General features: G+C 40.9%; 11 protein-coding genes. 9 read left to right on the top strand and 2 right to left on the bottom strand.

Annotation, left to right across the window (positions count from 1 at the left end):
- Positions 1 to 961 precede the first annotated feature (961 nt).
- Positions 962 to 3,550 (top strand): immunoglobulin-like domain-containing protein, encoded by a 2,589-nt coding sequence (locus KSZ58_RS11280; RefSeq protein WP_233104376.1) that lies wholly within the window; start codon positions 962 to 964, stop codon positions 3,548 to 3,550.
- 697 nt (positions 3,551 to 4,247) lie between these two features.
- The gene (locus tag KSZ58_RS11275; RefSeq protein WP_009269486.1) at positions 4,248 to 4,865 is read left to right on the top strand and encodes a thermonuclease family protein; all 618 of its coding nucleotides are present in this window, start codon (positions 4,248 to 4,250) and stop codon (positions 4,863 to 4,865) included.
- Positions 4,866 to 5,181: 316 nt separating this feature from the next.
- Here the strand turns inward: KSZ58_RS11275 and KSZ58_RS11270 are convergent, their stop codons facing one another.
- Positions 5,182 to 6,381 (bottom strand): FprA family A-type flavoprotein, encoded by a 1,200-nt coding sequence (locus KSZ58_RS11270; RefSeq protein WP_009269485.1) that lies wholly within the window; start codon positions 6,379 to 6,381, stop codon positions 5,182 to 5,184.
- Positions 6,382 to 6,584: 203 nt separating this feature from the next.
- Here KSZ58_RS11270 and nagA point away from each other — a divergent pair, with 203 nt between their 5' ends.
- The 6 genes from nagA (at position 6,585) to KSZ58_RS11240 (ending at position 13,817) form a co-directional block, all read left to right on the top strand.
- Positions 6,585 to 7,724, top strand: coding sequence for an N-acetylglucosamine-6-phosphate deacetylase (gene nagA, locus KSZ58_RS11265; protein ID WP_009269484.1), 1,140 nt, complete (start codon positions 6,585 to 6,587; stop codon positions 7,722 to 7,724).
- Positions 7,725 to 8,809: 1,085 nt separating this feature from the next.
- A complete protein-coding gene (locus KSZ58_RS11260) occupies positions 8,810 to 9,595 on the top strand; it encodes a Cof-type HAD-IIB family hydrolase (protein WP_217752731.1) in 786 nt (261 codons plus the stop codon).
- A 79-nt stretch (positions 9,596 to 9,674) separates the two neighbouring features.
- On the top strand, positions 9,675 to 10,538 hold the full coding sequence (locus tag KSZ58_RS11255; protein ID WP_217752730.1) for an aldose 1-epimerase family protein: 864 nt from the start codon (positions 9,675 to 9,677) through the stop codon (positions 10,536 to 10,538).
- A gap of 434 nt (positions 10,539 to 10,972) precedes the next feature.
- A complete protein-coding gene (locus KSZ58_RS11250) occupies positions 10,973 to 11,893 on the top strand; it encodes an aldo/keto reductase family oxidoreductase (RefSeq protein WP_217752729.1) in 921 nt (306 codons plus the stop codon).
- A gap of 209 nt (positions 11,894 to 12,102) precedes the next feature.
- Positions 12,103 to 12,825 carry a glucosamine-6-phosphate deaminase gene (gene nagB / locus KSZ58_RS11245; RefSeq protein WP_002608247.1) on the top strand — a complete coding sequence of 241 codons (723 nt, stop codon included), beginning with the start codon at positions 12,103 to 12,105 and terminating at the stop codon, positions 12,823 to 12,825.
- A gap of 134 nt (positions 12,826 to 12,959) precedes the next feature.
- Positions 12,960 to 13,817 (top strand): Cof-type HAD-IIB family hydrolase, encoded by an 858-nt coding sequence (locus KSZ58_RS11240; RefSeq protein WP_002608248.1) that lies wholly within the window; start codon positions 12,960 to 12,962, stop codon positions 13,815 to 13,817.
- A 44-nt stretch (positions 13,818 to 13,861) separates the two neighbouring features.
- Here KSZ58_RS11240 and ybaK read toward each other — a convergent pair whose 3' ends face one another.
- A complete protein-coding gene (gene ybaK / locus KSZ58_RS11235; RefSeq protein WP_217752728.1) occupies positions 13,862 to 14,344 on the bottom strand; it encodes a Cys-tRNA(Pro) deacylase in 483 nt (160 codons plus the stop codon).
- A gap of 114 nt (positions 14,345 to 14,458) precedes the next feature.
- On the opposite strand from ybaK, the gene KSZ58_RS11230 reads away from it, so the two are divergent.
- The gene (locus tag KSZ58_RS11230) at positions 14,459 to 15,334 is read left to right on the top strand and encodes an HAD family hydrolase (RefSeq protein WP_002608250.1); all 876 of its coding nucleotides are present in this window, start codon (positions 14,459 to 14,461) and stop codon (positions 15,332 to 15,334) included.
- Positions 15,335 to 15,337 lie beyond the last annotated feature (3 nt).

Genomic DNA, 15,337 nt, shown 5'->3' with positions numbered 1-15,337 from the left:
TTGGCTATTCAGAACCTCAGCAGCAAATGGACACAGAGATGTCGAAACTGGGATATGATTCAAAATCAACTTGCCATTATGGAAGCAGTAGAAGCATAATGAGTAAAGATAAAGGCATATAAAAAAAGTCAGTATAACCCTTGATGAATTGGGCATACTGATAATACATAAACAGATGATGATTAGACATGATTCGTCATCTACTATCTAAACCTGTCGATTTTTACTTACACATAATTCTTCACATTCCCGAAGATTGGCATGCAGATTTCTACAGCAAATCTTTCAGAATTATCTGTGTAATTCTTCAATTGCATGTAATGTGATTGTGTTTGATATGCTCATGACTTACAAGTGATTGCTGCTTCGGAGTTGATAAATGATCCAAACGGCTATATGCGGTCTTTGTATTAACCACACCTATGACTCTTTGAAGACGATAAGGACATCTACGCAAAATAAGGAAACTTTCTTAACTCCTCCGCTTTTCAATGTATTCATATTTTTTTAGAAATTATCTTTTTTTCGTATCGATATTACCTCATTTTAAAATCTGTATTTGTGTATTTAGATGTATACAAGAGAATTTTTTACATTAATTCTTTTAAGATTTTTTCTCAGCTACCTCAAATTTATTTCCCATTTTTTGTAGGTTCTATCTTGAAAAAGAATATAAAAGGTGTAAAATGTAGGTAAACAAAAGAAAAAAGAGATGAAATTTTCAAGTATTAAAAAAAAGGGGTTGACAGCTGTGTTCAGAGACTGCATACTAGACAGACAGACAGACAGACAGACAGACAGACAGACAGACAGACAGATAAGGTAACGTCTGCCCTTTTTGACGTACAAAAATTTATATACAAATTAAAAGCACAATATCACTGTATCTAATGGTGGATTGTGCTTTTTGTGTATTCTTTAATGAATTTTCTTTTGTGAAAACAGAAAGGAGAGATGTTTTATGAACAAGAAAAAGTTAGCATTAACAATGGCTGTTGCAGCTACAATAACGGTTTCTTCTGTATCTGGTAGTTTGCCAACTGTTGTTTATGCACAAGAAATTGCAAATGCAATTGAAAATGAGGAAAAAACAGTAGAGAATGATTTGGAAGAACCTATATTGCCAGAAGAAGATTCAATAGAGGGAGAAATACCTTTACCAGAAGAAAATATACCAGCTGATGTTGAAATATTGAGCATAAAAGAACTAGATGAAGAAACTGCAGAAGAAAGTTGGGAAAATTGTGATAAATGTACACAGAATAAACCTCATATGATATCAACAGGAGGAGATTTAGATAAAATAAGAACTCATACAACAACAGATGAAAGTGGAAATACAATTATCAATGGATACTTTAAATTAGTTAATGATATTGTGTTCACAGAAGAAGATTTTCAAGAAGGTGGAAATTTTTATAATGATGGACAAACATGGATTCCAATAGGACATTTGAATTTACCAGGAGAAGCAGGAGTTGGACCTTCATTCTGCGGTGTTTTTGATGGTTCAGGTTTTAGCATAAAGAATTTAAAAATGACTGCTATTGATAGTGATAAGAGGAATAGACGATATACCGGGGTTTTTATGCAACTTGGAGAAAATGGTGTGATTACTAATACTGTATTTGATGGGATAGAAAATTCTTTAAAACATGGTCCTACTTTTGTTGTTGGGAGAATGGTAAGTGATACATCGGAATTGAGTAATATAGTTATAAAAAATTCTAAAATAACTTCACCAGAGAATTCAAATGTAATGTTCTACTCCTTCCTATCGACAGCGTTATCGGGGACAGTTTCTAACATAAGCATAAAAAATTGTACTGCAAATCCAAATTTAAGTGATTGGTATGGAGGAATAATTTCTGGGCAAGTAGCAAATGCTAAAATTTCAAATTTAACAATAGACAACTGCAGTTATCCAATATATGCGTATTCTGGTATGTTATTCGGGAATATATATGGAGATAATGTAGTAGAGAATCTTAATATAAATAATGTAGATGCAATTATACGACATCCAAATGTAACAGTTATAAGTTATGATATGTTCCCGGTCAACACTAGAAAATTAACATTAAAACATTCTAATATAAATGTGAATGTTAAGCAAACACAAGCCTTGCCTCTACGAGATTTCATTATACCTGAAGGCCTCGAATTAGAATATGACAATTTAAAATATAACTTAAACTTATCAGGGAATAATTCTACAGTTAAAGCATGGTGGAAAATAATAAATGACGATAAAAATGGAGTAGCAGAAGGTAAAGGCAGTGCAAATTTTAGTTGTATTGACAGTAATGGAAATGAAGCTGAAGTTATTACTTATAATAATTCATATTATATAGTTGGCGGAGAATTAGTGGATGATTTTATATCGCCTAATTATTTAGTTGGTCATTTAAACGAAGGAACATTGCCTAAGAATGTAATGCCTGAATCTGATAAATTAATTACTCCTATTAGAAACGGTTATGCTTTTAAGGGGTGGTTTGATAATAAATTATTAGCAGGTAATCCTATAGAAATATTTGAAAAGAATAAACTGTATTATGTCAAATGGGAAGAGAAAAAAGAAACTATTGTTTCTTTCAAGGACAAGTTTAAATTAGATAAGGATTATAACGGAAAAGCTGTGTCAATTTCTGAAAATGATTATGCGGTAACTGACGGTGCAGGAGATGTTACGTTTTCTTACCAAGAGAAAAAGGGAGATACTTGGGGTGATATGAACGATGTTCCTACAAATGCAGGTATATATCGAGTGAAAGCCGTAGTTGCTGAAAACGATACACATAAAAGTGCAGAGACAGCTTGGAAAGAATTTACTATCCATAAAGCAAAACCAAGTTATACATTGCCAAATGATTTGGTAATCGGTAAGGGGAAAACACTTGCCGCCGTAAAACTTCCTAAAGGTTTTACATGGGCAGATAAAACACAAACTGCTGATAAAATAGGAACACAGAAATTTAAGGCAACATATACACCAGACGATACGGTGAATTATGAAACTGTGGAAGTGATGATACCTGTCGAGGTTGTTCCCAACATATCATCAATAAACCATGCGCCAGAGATTGAAGTTTGTGATAAAACCTTAACTGTAGGAGATGTATTTGACCCATTAAACGATGTTATCGCTACAGATAAAGAAGACGGAATGTTGACAGATAAAATTCAGGTATGGAGTAATTCTGTCAATATAAACAAAGCTGGAATTTATGAAGTAACATATAAAGTAACAGATAGTAAGGGGGCAAGTACAACCAAAACAATTATGGTAACAGTCAAGGAAAAGAATGTAGATACACCAACGATACCAGATGATATAACAAAGCCAGATACTATAAAACCAGATAATACAACGGAGCCGGGAAGTATAACAAAGCCGGATAATGCGATGAAGCCAAATGAGACAGATACACCAAAAACCGGAGATATGACAAATATAGGAATAGTTGCTTTAATGTTCACAATGAGTACATTAGGTATCGCTATCTTAGCGGTATTAAAGAAAAAGAGGACGTTAAGTAATAAATAATTGCTTTTATATGAATATTTACTGACGTAATACAATTTTGACGGAGCATTCCAAATAGGGCGGTGTGAAAATCTTTTAGATTTCTCCACCGCTTTTTAAGTGGGGGGGTCACTTTGGCAGTTGAGCAAGCTTATGAGTGAATAACAAGTCTGTCATCTGACAAGATTGATACAGAATGCAGGAGACTATATGCATTTACAAGCGGAAACAGCTGTATTTATAAGCAAAACCGCATTTTACATGGCATGATATAAATGATGTTGTTGTGTGATAAAAAAATGAATAAGACATGAGTAAGACAGTTGACTTCAAATAAGAAGTTGATTGTCTTTTCTTACTTGTAGAAATATAAGCAATTATCAAGTTACGGTAGTTGTCTTTTGGATTGGAGGAATCAAAGAATGAGATTTTGTATTCAAACAGACGGTAATAGTTGAGTGTTGATGTGAAAGGAAGTGAATATTGTCAATTTCAACAGAACAATTCATAGTTGATAATGACGGTATTAGGGGCAACAGAAAAATAATCTTTTTCATTATCCGTGATTCCCGCATCTTTTCTTGCCTTTTGTCTAATTTGCGATTCGGATAATGGATTAAATTGATATATACAAAATAAAAAGCAAGTCTTGAGAACGACAGAATTTTCATTATAATTAAACTTATGAAGAAGATATTATAAGGAATGGTAGGTTATTATGAAGAAAATTATGTTTTTTTGCCTGTTTACAATCATGGCAATGTTACCGGTACAAGCAAATACGAGAGAAGAGGTTGAATTTGGTAAATGCACAGATGGAGACACTGCACATTTTAAAATCGACGGCAAAGATACAACCGTTCGTTTTCTGGCAATCAATGCACCTGAGTATACCAAAACGAAGGAGCCTTATGGTAAAGAGGCAAGCGCCTATGTGTGTGATGCTTTGAAATCTGCGGAAACGATCGAGCTGGAATATGATGACGGCAGTGAAAAGCTGGATAAATATGGACGTACACTAGCATGGGTGTATGTGGATGATGTCCTGTTGCAGGAGGAACTTGTAAAACGGGGATTGGCAGAGGTGAAGTATCTGTATGGTGATTATGCATATACGAAGGAGTTGCAAACGCTGGAGAAAGAAGCAAAAAAAGAGAAGATAAATATGTGGAGCGATGGGAAGGCTGCTAAAGAGGCACAATACGATACAGTCCAGTATGTGCTGGGAGCGGCGGGAGGCGTCGTATTGATTATTTTTGGCTTGTTTTTTGCGAAGGGCAAGCACAATAAACAGCGCTATATCCGCAAAGGAGTAAAACAACTGCGAAAAAAATAAGCATAGGATTCGATAAATACAGCATTTTAAGGTTTCACCAAGATGTATCTAAGCGATGTATTGTCAAGGGTAATGTATTGGGAGAAAACAGCTTCTGATTATAAAAATAAAGCTTGTAAAAAATCATAAAGTGCGTTTGGATAGCTACAATTCGCAATCGACGTGCTATGTGATCTACCAACTGTACAATACCTGTTTTGATTGACTTTCAATGTATTGTTATCCATTATGCAGATATGAAGACATATAAAAAACAAGGTGTCGTTTGTGAGAAACCTTGTTTTTTATAGCATACATAGCTTCAATTTAATCAATACTACATCGCTTTAATTTCTTCTGCAATCTGTTTACCAAGCTCCATCAGTGCGTCCAAATCCGCTTCACTCGGCGTGTAATTCTGTGAAACGATCTCATCATTCAGCAGTGTGATTCCTGCCTTTCCCAGTCGGGCATTGATTTCCTTTGTGACAAGATTTGCCCAGCCATACGAACCAAAGCCAAGGCCCTTTTTATTCTTCACCTTGCAGGTGATGAGCTTTTCCAGAAAAGCCGCAATGCTTCCCGCCATGGCATTGTTGTAATTCCCGCTTCCGACCAGAACCGCCTTGGCATCCAGCAGCTCCTTTTGTATGATTGCGGGGGAGGTCATTGAGCATTTGAAGATTTTTACACAGATTCCGTTTCTTCCCATACCCTCAGCAAGCGCCTCAGCCATCATCTGTGTATGCTTCCAGACACTTTCATATACGATGACCGCCTTATCAACCGCCTTGAAGGTCGCAAAATCCTCATATGCCTGAAACAGCTCCGGCAGGTAGCTTCTCCAGATAATACCATGTGCCGGGGCAATCATATCAATGTCAAGATTCATATCCTGAATCTGCTTTAGCTTATTGGCAACCTGCATACCATACGGCATCACGATATTTGCATAGTAATCTTTTGCGCGATCAATACACTTGGCAGCACCATGTGCATCATCAAAGATATCATAGCTTGCAATGTGCTGTCCGAACGCATCATTGGAGAATGCAATTTTCTGCTCTGCGACATAGGTCAGCATGTTATCCGGCCAGTGAATCATCGGCATTTCCACAAACGTAAGCGTATAGCGCCCGGTGGACAAGGTATCACCGGTTTTCACCCTTTGAAAATCATAGCTTTTGAAATACTGCTTCAGCATGATGCTCACACCGGCATTGCTGGCATACGGTCTGGCATTGGGATAATCCTTCATAAATTTCAGGAAGCCTCCGGAATGATCCGGCTCTGCATGCTGTACGATAACATTGTCAATGGTTCGCTCACCGATTACCGAACGAATACGCTCCATCATCGTATCATAGAATTCTTCCTCAACAGTATCGATCAGTGTCACCTGCTCATCGACAATCAGATAGGAATTATAGGTCGTCCCTTCTGCAATCGGAAACAGATCACCGTGAAAATGACGGCAATTGAAATCATGAACACCGACCCAGTACATATTTTCTTTCATTTGTATTGCTTGTTTCATTTCCTTCACCTCTGGTTTCTATTTTAATATGATATAGGGAGGATGTCCACTTATTTAATTTTTTTATTCACAAATTAAATAAGTGACATTATTTGCAGTTTTTAGCAGAAACGGTACACGAATTGAAAATTAAGTTGCAAACCCGTTTAAATTAAAAGATTCGGGTAGTATAATAAAGATATCAATAAAGGAGGAGCTATTTCATGATTATTCAAAGTAAGAGAATATGGGTACTCGGTCAATTCATCGAAGCCCAGCTGGAGCTGGAGGATGGAAAAATCAAAAATGTTCTGGCTTATGGCGCTAAACCGGCTGACAAGGACTATGGTGAAAGACGAATTGTACCTGGATTCATTGACGTTCATACACATGGTGCCTATGGCTTTGACACCAATGATGCAGAAGAAGAAGGCTTGCGAAACTGGATGAAACACATTCCCGAGGAGGGTGTTACCGGAATCTGTCCTACCACAATCACACAGACAGAGGAGGTACTTACCAAGGCAGTGAAAAATGTCGCAAAGGTCGTAGCGGATGGCTATGAGGGAGCGGAAATCCTCGGAATTCATTTTGAAGGACCGTATCTGGATATGGTATACAAGGGAGCACAGCCGGAGCAGTGCATTGTAAAACCGGATGTTGAGCAGTTCAAACGGTATCAGAAGGCTGCCGACGGACTGATTAAAATTATAACAATGGCTACCGAGCGTGACGAGGATTTCGAACTGACAAGATACTGTGCAGCAAACGATGTCCGCGTAAGCATCGGACATTCTGCGGCAACGATTGAGGAAGCGGGTATGGCAATTGCCAACGGAGCAACTTCCATGACGCATATCTTTAACGGTATGACACCGTTCCATCACCGCAAGCCGGGTCTGGTAGGAGCTGCTATGCGTTTCCGTGATACCTTCGGTGAGGTTATCTGTGATGGAAATCACTCTACACCGGATGCATTAAACGATTTGTTCATGGCGAAGGGAAGAGATTATACCATCATGATTACGGATGCGTTAATGGTAAAAGGTCTGCCGGTCGGGACAAAGGTTCTCTTCGGTGGAAATGAAATTGAGCTGTATCCGGATGGCAGTGCACATCTGACCGGCGCAAAGAGTCTTGCGGGCTCTACCCTGAAGGTCAATGAGGGCTTGAAGGTGCTTGTTGAAAAGGCGATGATTCCTTGGGATTATGCAATCAACTCCTGTACGCTGAATCCGGCAAGATATCTGAATGTGGATGATCGCAAAGGTAAGCTTGTGGCTGGCTATGATGCAGATATCGTTGTACTGAATGATGATTACTCCGTCGAAATGACCTACGTAAGAGGAAAAGAAGCATTCTAATCATAATAGAAACCAGATGGGAATCCGCAGGATTCCCTTTCTTCAGTATTTTTACGGCAATGCTCACATAATTTGGGGTTAGCTTTGCTGAATTACACATAATTTACCATGATCTATACATAATATATTGATAGACATTTTGTATACTATAGGCAAGCAAGAGGTTTCTTGCTTGTATGAACAATTTCCCCCAAAATTATTTCATACTTTCTCCCTTTCAAAATAATAATTATCATATACAGAGAAGATGCTTCCCCCAAGGCATCTTTTTTGTTAACCAAAGAAAAGCGCACAGATTCCTGATGATTCATACGTTTGCAAAGGTGTCATGAAATATAACCAAATGCTTGCTGTTTCCATAAGCCTTATGCGGCCCTTACCGGAGGGATAGCTGTAGCACAGATCAGGTCTTTTCAGGAAAGGGTTCGATACCGTTATTCAAGTATGATTGAAAATGGAAGGCAAAATAGTAAAAAAAATCAAAGCAGGAACTGCTTCACTGATGGAAATAAACGGGGGGACATTGTCAGGTGGATGAAATACAATTAAAAATGATGATTATCGATTTGCCGATGCATGCATTCCACATAATTTACCATGATCTATACATAATATATTGATAGACATTTTGTATACTATCAGCAGGCAGGAGGTATCCTGCCTGTATGAATGATTTCCCCCAACAGTATTTCATACTTTCTCCCTTTCAAAATACTAATTACCATATACAGAAAAGGTGCTTCCCCCAAGGCACCTTTTTTGTTGGCAAATTCGTGAGAATTTCACATTTATCTTTCTACAGCCCTTTTTTGCATGTGCTTCACATAATTTGGGTTCAGGCACTTGAAAGAACACACATTTTTACAAGTTCTCTACATAATTAAAATATAACTTTCCGGTATACTGTAAGCATGCAGGAGGAATCCTGCAGATATGAATTTTTCCCCTCAGAAAATTTTTCATACTTTTCCTTTCTATTAAATAAATAATAAGCAACAGCAAAAGGAGCACTTCCCCAGGTGCTTCTTTTGTTTTATCTCTCTATCATGCTATAATGATAAGCGTTATGAAATGAGGGATTGTATATGAAACATATAAAAGCTTTATTTTTTGATGTGGACAATACGCTGTATACGCATCGTATTCATGATTTTCCTGCAACCACCCGTCAGACGCTGAACCGCCTGAAGGAAATCGGATACCGTATCGGTATCGCTACAAGCCGGTGTCGTTATGAGGTCCGTAATCTTCCGGCCTTTTTTCGGGACTTTGCATTTGATGCTGCAATCTTTGATGGGGGAGCACTCATCATGGGCAAAGAGGAGACTGTCACCAGCTTTCCCCTGTTACAGGAGCAGGTGGAGCGGCTCATCCGCTACTGTGAACAAAGGCACATACCAGTGCGGTACTCCACCTTTGACAATGACTGTCTGACAACACCTTGTCCTCACAATATCCGTGATGAGTTTTTCAAGCTGTATCTGAATATGCCCGTTGTAAAGCCCTATGAGCAGGAAACAGTGTTTAATATGCTTGCCTATCCGCAAAACGGGGAACAGCGTGAGGAAATCATCGCGCTCATGAAGGATGCCTTTATTGTAACGCATTCCTCCAATACGTTGGAAATCACAGCGGAAAACGTAGATAAAAGCAAAGGGATAGAGGCGATGGCTGCACATTGGGATATCCCGGTTGAACAGATCGCATGCTTTGGTGACGGTGCCAATGATGTGGGCATGCTGCAGGCCGCAGGCATCGGCATTGCTATGGGGAATGCCAATCCTAAAGCAAAGGCGGCAGCGGATTATGTCTGCGGTTCCATCGACGAGGATGGTCTATATCACTTCTGTAAAGAGATGGAATGGATATAGGAGAAGTCCTGCAGTTTCTGGAGAATCTGCTTTTTGTTGTGCTATAATAGACATGAACAATCGAGAGAGGAGAGGCAGTATGAAATTAACAAATAATCGTTATGAGGTGACCTTCACTGCGAAGGGTGGAGAAATTGAAAGCTTTACCGATCTGGAAACCGGCATTCAGTATATGTGGCAGGGACATCCGGATTATTGGACAGGGAAAAATCCAGGTCTGTTTCCTCTGGTAGGCAATACGCTGGATGGCACCTATGAAATGGATGGCAAAACATATGCAATGAAAAATCACGGTCTGGTTCGCTATGCGACGCTCGACTGTGTATGCGATGACGGAAACGAGGTCATCATGGCATTTGACAGCAGTGCGGAAACAAAAGCGCAGTACCCCTTCGATTTTCATTATGAGGTAGGCTATGCATTGCAGGATGATACCCTTACGGTAACCTATCGTATCACGAACACCGGAGAACGGGACATGCCGTTTACATTTGGGCTGCATCCCGGCTTCAATTGTCCGTTGTGCGAGGGAGAGGCGTTTGAGGACTATACCATGCGTTTTTCGAATCCGGAGAAGCTGAAGCAGCTGGTGTTTGATCCTGAAAAGAAGAAACCGTATACGCTGGAGGATGTGGAGCTGCAGACGATACCTTGCAGCTATGAGGAAATCGAGAAATATGCGACGCTGATCTATCAGGGGATGAAAAGCTCCTATCTGACACTATCCGGACCGAACAACCACGGTGTGCGCATTTCCATCAGTGGCTATCCGTATCTGGCAATCTGGACAGCGAAAAAGAATGCGCCGTTTATCTGTCTGGAGCCGTGGTACGGCCATGCGGACTTTTCAAGGGTGGAGGAAGACTTCTGCCATCGTGAGGGAACGATGACACTTTCCGCAGGAAAAACATTCACAACCGCATATACAATTCAGGTATTTTAAAAAAACAGGGATATGCAGAAAGCATGCTACCTAAACCGGGTATGGGATAGGAGGAAGGCTCTTTGCATATCCTTTTCCATGCCGTGGCAGTAGCGCTTTTCATGCGGTGATGAAAAACCTACAGACTGTTTTAATTACCCTGCTCCTTGCAGAACAGATATCATGCTGCGGATGAAGGACAGAAAGAACCAGTGGTGCATTCATACACAGGGGCTGCTTCCGGCAATTGAGATTTCAAGGGCTTGGCAGGCACTGGGAGCCCTTTTCTGAATTCAGCAGGCAAAGTACAGAATCAGGAATGAAATGGTATCCGCGTTAATGCTCTGCTTCCTATGCAATAAGAATTCCATTGCTGAAAAAAGCTGTTTCCTGTATTCACGTACAGGAAAAAGAAGTATAATGAAAGCAACTGATAAAGAGGAGGAAGCTAGCATATGAAAAGCATAAGCATTGCAGGTACACAGGCACCGGCTATCATACAGGGCTGTATGCGTATTGATGCCATGAGCGTAAACGAGTTGGAGGAACTGATTCATCAGGATTTAAAGCTCGGTATCAATTTCTTTGACCATGCGGATATCTATGGAAAAGGTGTCTGTGAGGAGCTGTTTGGTAAGGTATTGAAGGCACAGCCTTCTTTAAGAAAGGATATGCTCATTCAGTCAAAATGCGGTATCCATCGCAGTGAAACAACACATTATGATTTTTCCAGAGACTACATACTTCGCTGTGTGGATGCTTCTCTAGAGCGTCTGCAATGTGGATATCTCGATTATCTGCTGCTGCATCGTCCGGATGCCCTGATGGATCCGCGGGAGGTAGCGCAGGCATTTGATGCATTGTATACCTCAGGAAAGGTGAAGCATTTCGGCGTCAGTAATCACAATCCCTATCAGATTGAGCTGCTGAAAAAATACAGCAGGCAGCCGATTGAAATCAATCAGATGCAGCTGAGTGTCATGCATACACCGATGATTGATGCCGGCGTCAATGTCAATACCTTTGATCAGCGCGGTATTGACCGTGATAACGGTACACTGGATTATTGCAGACTGCAGGATATTACAATACAGTGCTGGTCACCGTTTCAGTATGGCATGTTTGAAGGTGTGTTCCTCGATAATCCGAAATTTCCCGAGGTGAATACACGGATTCAGGCACTAGCAAAGAAATATCAGGTCAGCAGCAGTGCGATTGCGGCAGCATGGCTGCTCCGCCATCCGGCTCAAATGCAGGTGATTCTGGGCTCTGTCAATACCGCGCGCATCGAAGGGATTGTACAAGCCTGTGACATTACGCTGACCAGAGAGGAATGGTATTCCATCTATGTTGCAGCCGGAAATCTGTTGCCATAGGAACCGGAATCTGAACTGCAGAGGCAAAACAAACGCCGGCATGGAAAAAAGCGGCTACCATCTGTAATCGTATATGGAAGGCAAGAAGCCGGTGCTCAGCGATCGGCTGGAAATACAGCTGGAAATACAGGATATGTATGTTCTGACATTGAAAACATGCTTTTAAAATGGTATGATATTACTGTGTAATATCAGGAGGAGAAAAGAAAATGAAAGTTATTGTAGTGAAAGATTACGATGCAGTAAGCAAAGAAGCATTTGCTGTTATGAAGGAAGTTGTCACAAACAAAAAGGATGCTGTTTTAGGTCTTGCAACAGGCTCCAGTCCAATTGGATTGTACAAGAACATGATTCAGGATCATAAGGACAATGGAACAAGCTATGCACAGTGCCAGTCTTTCAATCTGGATGAATATGTTGGAATCGACAGAAATCACCCGGAATCCTACTGGACATTCATGCATGAAAACCTGTTTAAGGGTATTGACTTACCGGAAGACAAGATTCATGTACCTTATGGAAGTACGAAGGAAGACTGTGAAGGCTATGAAAAGGCTATGGAAAATGTCAGCGTGGATGTACAGGTTCTGGGAATCGGCGGAAACGGACATATCGGATTTAATGAGCCGGGTACACCGTTTACAGAGGAAACGCATATCGTTGAGCTGACAGAAAAAACACGTTCTGATAATGCGCGTTTCTTTGATAATGATATCAATCAGGTGCCGACACATGCAATTACAATGGGAATTGCGACCATCATGAAGGCAAAGAAAATCCTGCTTGTCGCATCCGGCGCAAACAAGGCAGATGCTGTTGCAGCTATGGTCAACGGACCGGTTGATCCGGCATGTCCTGCAAGCGTATTGCAGAATCATGCAGATGTTGTCGTTGTTGTTGATGAGGCAGCGGCTGCTAAATTAGCGAAATAAATATAAAGGAGCGGACATTTCAATAGAGATGTCCGTTTTCTTTACGGTTGGCAGAGCTTCTTTACAGGGATTTCAGGTTTACTTTTTTTCTATATTCGCTATAATAGGGTTGATAAAGAAAGTAGAGGTAGAACATGGCGATAAAACTGATAGCACTGGATCTGGATGGAACGCTGCTGACCACGCAGAAGACAATTGATGAGGAAACCAAAAAACGTCTGATCAAGGCACAGGAGATGGGGATTTCCATAACGATAGCTACCGGACGGGATAAGGGTGGTATTGATTTTGTATATGAGCCCTTGGAGCTTGAGCACAGAGGTGATAATTTTGTAGCAGGGGTTAACGGACAGATTATTTATGATTTTCATAAAAAGGAATATTATGTGGATAAGGTGCTGGACGGCAATGACGCAAAGAAAGTGATGGCACTGGGAATGAAATATAATTTTGAGGTCATCAGCTGCTGCGGATATGATTTCTATGATTTGATATCCAAGCGTCTGAAGGCAATGAAAAAGGTGCGCAGTGTCGTGTTTGGGCGGCCGATGGATTACGGGTTTAATCAGGGAAAGCGAAATTTCATTCCACTGGAGGATGCAGACTATGAAATTACACAGGATGTGAATAAGTTTGTACTGATACAGACGGCCTCCTTTTTCAAGAAGCACCTGCCGCATCTTCGTAGGGAATTGAAGGATTATGACTTGCTGGAGGTTGGTCCTGCCTGGATTGAGGTTATGCCGAAGGGGGTATCCAAGGCGAGTGCGCTGTTGCGTATTGGAAAGAAGCTGGGAATCTCCACAGAGGAAATGATGGCGTTTGGAGATGCGGAAAATGATATGGAAATGATCAAAACCGTGAAGTACGGCATCGCTATGGGAAATGCTATGGATTCCTTGAAACAGGCAGCATGGGATGTCACTGATACCAATGATCAGATGGGAATCGCGAAGGCGCTGGATAAATATGTATTTACATCAGGGGAGTAAGCTCTCCTTTTTTATGAAAAAAGCTGCCATGGAGCATGACAGCATTAAGCTTCACTGATGAGATCTGCTGTTTCCGCATGAATCAGCTTTAACAGTTCATCCGGCTGCATTTTGATCTGAACACCGATTTTCCCGCCACTGAACATTATGGTAGGATGCCCTGTACAGCTTTCGTGTACAAAGGTGCGGAATTGCTTCTTCATACCGATGGGGGAGCATCCCCCACGGACGTAGCCTGTAATCTTATTAATATCCTTCACATGAATCATTTCCACGGATTTTACACCGGCAGCCTTTGCGCATTTCTTCAGATGCAGCTCATGTGCAACAGGAATTACGAAGACGATATATTCCTTCGTGTTCGCAATCGTTACCAGTGTTTTGAAAACCTGCTCCGGATTCTCTTCCAGCTGCTTTGCTACATCAAGACCTGCAACAGCCTCTTTTCCATGTGCATAGCTCAGCACTTCATAGGACAGCTGTTTGCTGTCCAGAATACGCATGGCATTCGTTTTCTGTATTTTCATTGCAGTACCTCCCCATTGTGCATTTAGTATAGCACTCTTTTTTTTCTTCTTCCAGTATGATTTTACTTCTGAAGATATTCATTGTATAATCCTATTCATAAGGGGCGTGATAGTATGATACAAATGATTGTAATGGATATGGATGGAACACTGCTGACAAGCGATAACAGGATTTCCTCCAGAACCAAGGAGCTGTTGCTGCGTGTGCAGAAGCAGGGGGTACGTCTTGTACTGGCCAGCGGAAGAAGCTATTGCAAGCTTATGGAATATGCCGAAGAGCTGCATATGGATGCCTATGGAGGCTATTTACTGGAGGTCAACGGTTTAATTCTGTATGATCTTGCGAGTGGAAAACGTCATATCCGCAAGCAGATGGGACGTAGTGAAATGGAAGAGCTTTTTACATATTTCCGGCAATGGGATGTTGAAATTATGGCACAGTTTGATGACGGACTGTTTGATTATAATCCGGAAAGTGTCTTAAAGGAAAAAGCGGAATATCGCAAAAAGCACAAGCTTAGTGATGATTACCCGTGGACGGGAGGTGCCTTTGCACTTCTGGCGGATAACCGAAAGGGCTACCCGAAGATTCATTATATCAATACGTGGGAAGAAATTGACCGCAGTATCAACAAGGTGAGTGTTGCCTACCATGAGGATGTCATGGCTGAAGTAAGTGCGCAGGCAAAAAGAGATTTGCAGGATCGTTACTGGCTGGGACTGACAACACCGAAATGGCTGGAGCTGATGCCGCTGGGGATTACAAAGGGAAGCGGTCTGACAGCACTGGCGGAAATGCTGGATATTCCCATGCATGATGTGATGGCATTCGGTGATGGCGAAAATGATATTGAAATGCTGCAGGCGGCAGGTATCGGTATTGCGATGGGGAATGCGATGCCTGAGGTTAAGGCAGCGGCGGATGAGGTTAGTAGCGGCAACAATGAGGATGGAATTGCGGAGGCATTGCAGAAATATTTCACAGTATGAGCA

It is taken from the genome of Erysipelatoclostridium sp. DFI.2.3, assembly GCF_019132535.1.
In the GTDB taxonomy this organism is placed as follows: Bacteria; Bacillota_I; Bacilli_A; order Erysipelotrichales; family Erysipelotrichaceae; genus Clostridium_AQ; species Clostridium_AQ innocuum.
The sequence above is the reverse complement of the archived record's forward strand: the minus strand, read 5'-3'. Positions and strand labels throughout refer to the sequence as shown.

Excerpts from the sequence above, each read along its gene's own strand:
- KSZ58_RS11280 (WP_233104376.1), top strand. The coding sequence starts at position 962 with ATGAACAAGAAAAAGTTAGCATTAACAATGGCTGTTGCAGCTACAATA.
- KSZ58_RS11240 (WP_002608248.1), top strand. The coding sequence starts at position 12,960 with ATGGCGATAAAACTGATAGCACTGGATCTGGATGGAACGCTGCTGACC.
- KSZ58_RS11250 (WP_217752729.1), top strand. The coding sequence starts at position 10,973 with ATGAAAAGCATAAGCATTGCAGGTACACAGGCACCGGCTATCATACAG.
- nagA (WP_009269484.1), top strand. The coding sequence starts at position 6,585 with ATGATTATTCAAAGTAAGAGAATATGGGTACTCGGTCAATTCATCGAA.
- KSZ58_RS11260 (WP_217752731.1), top strand. The coding sequence starts at position 8,810 with ATGAAACATATAAAAGCTTTATTTTTTGATGTGGACAATACGCTGTAT.
- KSZ58_RS11275 (WP_009269486.1), top strand. The coding sequence starts at position 4,248 with ATGAAGAAAATTATGTTTTTTTGCCTGTTTACAATCATGGCAATGTTA.
- ybaK (WP_217752728.1), bottom strand. The coding sequence starts at position 14,344 with ATGAAAATACAGAAAACGAATGCCATGCGTATTCTGGACAGCAAACAG.
- KSZ58_RS11255 (WP_217752730.1), top strand. The coding sequence starts at position 9,675 with ATGAAATTAACAAATAATCGTTATGAGGTGACCTTCACTGCGAAGGGT.
- KSZ58_RS11230 (WP_002608250.1), top strand. The coding sequence starts at position 14,459 with ATGATACAAATGATTGTAATGGATATGGATGGAACACTGCTGACAAGC.
- nagB (WP_002608247.1), top strand. The coding sequence starts at position 12,103 with ATGAAAGTTATTGTAGTGAAAGATTACGATGCAGTAAGCAAAGAAGCA.
- KSZ58_RS11270 (WP_009269485.1), bottom strand. The coding sequence starts at position 6,381 with ATGAAACAAGCAATACAAATGAAAGAAAATATGTACTGGGTCGGTGTT.